The sequence below is a fragment of the Hydrocarboniphaga sp. FW305-C-57 genome (assembly GCF_058783045.1).
Map to the genome: position 1 here is coordinate 1 of NZ_JBYSYG010000028.1, position 4005 is coordinate 4005.

Consider the following 4005-nt stretch of genomic DNA (forward strand, 5'->3'; position numbering starts at 1 on the left):
CAGGGAATACTTCGATACTCTTGCCATGGCTCCATTCTCTCAAGTTATGGAGCCTCCGAGTTTTCCGGGGCGGTTCAATTTCCTCGACCGTGTGCGTCGTTGTGCTACGCGCCAACCGGTCTGCCAATGATGGCGAGTAAGAAACGACTTCACGTTTGGTCACGTTGTGCCAGATGGGGAGCAATATCTGGTCGCCTGACACGGAGCGAGTTACCAGCCCGTCGAGTTCGTACTCTGGCCAGCCTCGACCAAAAAAGCTTTTTGAAAGCACCACGACACCAAAGCGGCTTCTTGCGAGCCCCCTGTCAATCTTTCTGCGCAAGCTGTCGCCAATTCGCAGTTCAAATTCGTCGTACCAGACGCTCAGGCCAGCTTCTTGAAGGGCTATTGCCAGGGGGCGCACAACCTCATCTTTATCCTCGGACGCATGAGAAATGAAAACGTCGAAAGTGCGGCTGTCTTGTGCTTCGGGGGTAGGCACCGTGTCTTCATCGTGCGTCTCCCGCACGAGTGTCGGGACGCTGCTAAGGGGGGGCCTCATTGATGGCGGGCAGCGGCCTGATCGCGGCCCCGGGTACAACCCTGACATTCGACCTCACAGTGCCGCGAAGGCCCTGCATGTCGACCGTGACATGCCAACTTCCTGAGTTGGGCACTGGCAGTCGAACTGGCGATCTATTTGCTAAACCGCCGTGGTAGCGGTGGGCGCGCCCGGCCTTGTAGCTCGAGAAATTCGAAGGGTCCATAAGCCGAACGTTGGCTGCGCTGCCCTGCAGAGTGATCTCTACGATGCTGCCGCGGTCCAGATATCCCAGGTTGTAATGCGTAAAGTTCATCGAATCTCTGGGCGGCGCTTAGGCCAAGACGTAGGGAGTATCTTTTGAGGTGCTCTTGACCAGCGCGACCGCACGGTCGCAGTCAGCCGAGTTGTGGTAGCCCTCTCCGCTGTTAGCGATGATTCGTCCATTGGCGGCAATCAGGCGCCAACGGTACTGATTGTTAGCGTCGCGGTACTGTTCGAACTTCATTGTCCACTCCTTCGATAACGCCCAGATTCCGAGTCGAGTACTTCTTAATCCGCGACCATTGGTTGACAGATTATTAAATTTATATAAAATCTGTCAACCATGTGAGGGTGGTTGTGAGTGATTGCGATAACGAGTGACTGCCCGCCCCTAGGCAACCTCTAAGTCGCGCATCGGGTGCAATCGAGGCAAACTGCGATCGACTGAACGTGCTCCTGGCGAATCGGGCTCTCCACGAGGAGGCGAGACGCATGAGGATGTGTGCCGGAGTGAGTTCCGACGTAATCCGCAGCGCAGCATTGCCTGACTGGGCGTGTGTTCAAGTGCCCTGGGGGCGCAGCCGCCAATGCCTTAAGCATTGTGCTCGGCGAGGTACGTGCTTTGCATCACAATGGACGCGCCTTACTCGTTGTTTAATTATGAAATACGGAGAATAGGATGTTCGCAGAACGTCTGCGAAGGCTGCGTTTAGCGCGCGGCATGACTTTGGATGAGCTGTCCGCCCATCTGGGTGGGGTCGTTACCAAGCAGGCGCTATCAAAGTATGAGAAAAGCGAGATGCGTCCGTCGCCGGTCGTGTTAACACATCTCGCTCGAGTATTCGGCGTAAAGTCCGTGGATCTGACGGCTGACGATGTCTGCTCTGTCAAATTTGTCGCGTATCGGAAAGGTTCCGGATTGACTCAGGCGCAGCAGAGCCATGTCGAGGCTTTTGTTGCCGAGTCGCTTCAGCAACGAGTGCGCCTGCAAGGGATTTTGGGGGATTTTGGGAGGATGTCGCTCCCGAAGGCGATCCCAATTAGATGTTTGAATGACTGCGAAGCGGCGGCCGCCTCCGTGCGTTCGGATTGGGACCTAGGAACCGCTCCCATCGCCAATCTCGTGGCGACTCTCGAATCCCGTCGCGTTCATGTCATCGAGGTAAAAACGGCCGATAAGTTCGATGGGGTTTCAGCGAGAGCTGAATGCAACGGGGAAGTTATTGCAGCAGCCACTGCCTCTAGACAGGGCGTGTGTGGTGATCGACAAAGACTGACTTTAGCGCATGAGCTTGGCCACCTTGTTCTAAAGGTGCCTGAGTCGGTTGATGAGGAAAAGGCGGCGTATCGCTTTGGTGCCGCGTTATTGGCGCCAGAGGACGAAGTCAAAAAACAGGTTGGTGCGCGTAGATCATCCATCAGCGTCCACGAACTTCTTGCCTTAAAGCCCATCTTTGGCATCAGCGCTCAAGCGCTCCTTTACCGCTTGGCAGACTTAGGTATCGTTAGCAAGGAAACGCACAAGGCTGGATGCATCCAGTTCAACAAAATGCGCTACCGCCAGAAGGAGCCAAATGAGCTTCCGCCTGAGAAGCCTCAGTGGCTGGAATTGGCGGTGATGCGAGCTAGATCGGAAAGACTTATATCCGCGGACGAACAAGCTCTTCTTCTGGATTCGTCGCAGACGGCAGATCGGCAGATTCCGAACAGTGTTCTGCAGCGTCGCGAATTTGCGAAACTGCCACTCGAGCAGCGCCGCCAGTTGCTCGCTGAGCAGGCCATTAAAGTTGCAGCATATTACGAGGGAGAAGCCGGAACCAAGGGTATAGGCGGGGGGGATTTTTTCTGAAATCCGCAAGTGCATCTTCTTCTTCAGTTCCGAAGCGTCCTTCGATCTCTCCAGCCAGGGGAGACATATGGATTGTCGGCCTTGATCCAACGACCGGGGCAGAGATCAAGAAGACGCGTCCCTGCGTGATTGTGAGTTCAGATGCAGTCGGGCGGCTGCCAGTAAAACTGGTCGTGCCGCTGACTGAGTGGAACGCCTATGCCAAAGACGCAATGTGGATGGTTCGCATCGACCCTGATGGGCGCAATGGCCTAGAGAAAATCGTCGTGGCCGATACCCTTCAGCTACGAGCGATAGACACCGCACGATGTAGTCGCAAGATCGGATCGTTGTCGGCAGATTTGATGGATGAAATCGCTTCGGCAATCGGGTTAGTGGTAGAGGCGAGTTGATCTGAATATGGAGCCGTTACGCTGCTGAACTGTGCGCCAAAAGCTGACTGGCACGATTATCGGTTGGTGGCAGAAAAGAAAAAGCCCGCCGAAGCGAGCCCTTACTTAAAGCAAGCCAGTCTCCAAGCTTTCGCTTATTCATCTCTGGGATGAACCCACTGCCGAAGCGGTGGGGGCCGGGTCTCCTTACTGGCTCGAGAACCCTGTAGGCGGGGATGCCTGTAGAAATTTTACCCTTGATGGTCATTGGCAGCTACTGGAGTCACGAGCATCTGCGGACACATCGCGCAATAAGAGGGGTTTGTGTGATTGCGCGCCGAAGTGTTACGAGATTTACCAAGCGTGAATTTTCATGGTGGCCGAAAGGGGGCGGGTTACGACTTTTGATGATGGCGGGTAGGCGGAAATTTCTTACGACTTATTCCAATGACATCAATTGTTCTCGACAATTAAAGTCGTGAACCAGTTATTAAAGTCGTGAACTAACGCGAGATTCGTTGGAGCAAACCCCGAGAACGTCGTTTGATGTGCGGGGGGGCCTGAATCGTCACAGCTCTGTATCGCTGTTCCGGGTCGCAAGGAAATATGACGGGGTGAAGTGTCACCAGCGTTACGGGACAGTTCTGCCCGTCCCAGTCCTGACCATTCGACACGCAAGATGCGAGCGGTTACTCCCATGCATCACGACCGGTGAATCGACATGTCGAGCATAAATGGTAGTTGGGCGCGCGCGATGATCGTGACATTTGGGGCTCTGATTTTCCTTACTCTAAGCGCGTGCTCATCGGCTAGAGCAGATGAGTCTCTGCCAACTCCCGTGGAGAAATCATCCGCTCAAGTGTCAAAGTATCTTCGGAACATCAGTCAAGAGTTTGATGATGTGAATCGAGGGATTCTCACAATTGACCCTGCCTCGGTTTGACGTACATCAGGACGTTGGTAATTTTCTGATGAACGGAGAACGAGATGGGCAAGAGATC

The 4005-nt window shown here is 54.4% G+C and carries 3 protein-coding genes and 1 pseudogene; 2 read left to right on the plus strand and 2 right to left on the minus strand.

The genetic code is table 11. From position 1 onward, the window contains the following. Window positions 1-76 precede the first annotated feature (76 nt). Together AC3WUM_RS25095 and AC3WUM_RS25100 are read right to left on the minus strand one after the other, a co-directional pair. Window positions 77-836, minus strand: a pseudogene (locus AC3WUM_RS25095) (DUF1883 domain-containing protein); the annotation flags it as partial. Between the two features lie 18 nt (window positions 837-854). Next, entirely contained in the window at window positions 855-1028 is a 174-nt protein-coding gene (locus AC3WUM_RS25100) for a YegP family protein (protein WP_492414063.1), read from the minus strand. A gap of 435 nt (window positions 1029-1463) precedes the next feature. Between AC3WUM_RS25100 and AC3WUM_RS25105 the strand changes: the two genes are divergently transcribed. Both AC3WUM_RS25105 and AC3WUM_RS25110 read left to right on the plus strand, forming a co-directional pair. Further along, window positions 1464-2633, plus strand: a complete 1170-nt coding sequence (locus AC3WUM_RS25105; protein ID WP_492414065.1) for a helix-turn-helix domain-containing protein — start codon at window positions 1464-1466, stop codon at window positions 2631-2633. A gap of 65 nt (window positions 2634-2698) precedes the next feature. Next, the gene (locus tag AC3WUM_RS25110) at window positions 2699-3025 is read left to right on the plus strand and encodes a type II toxin-antitoxin system PemK/MazF family toxin (protein WP_492414067.1); all 327 of its coding nucleotides are present in this window, start codon (window positions 2699-2701) and stop codon (window positions 3023-3025) included. The last annotated feature ends 980 nt before the right edge of the window (window positions 3026-4005 follow it).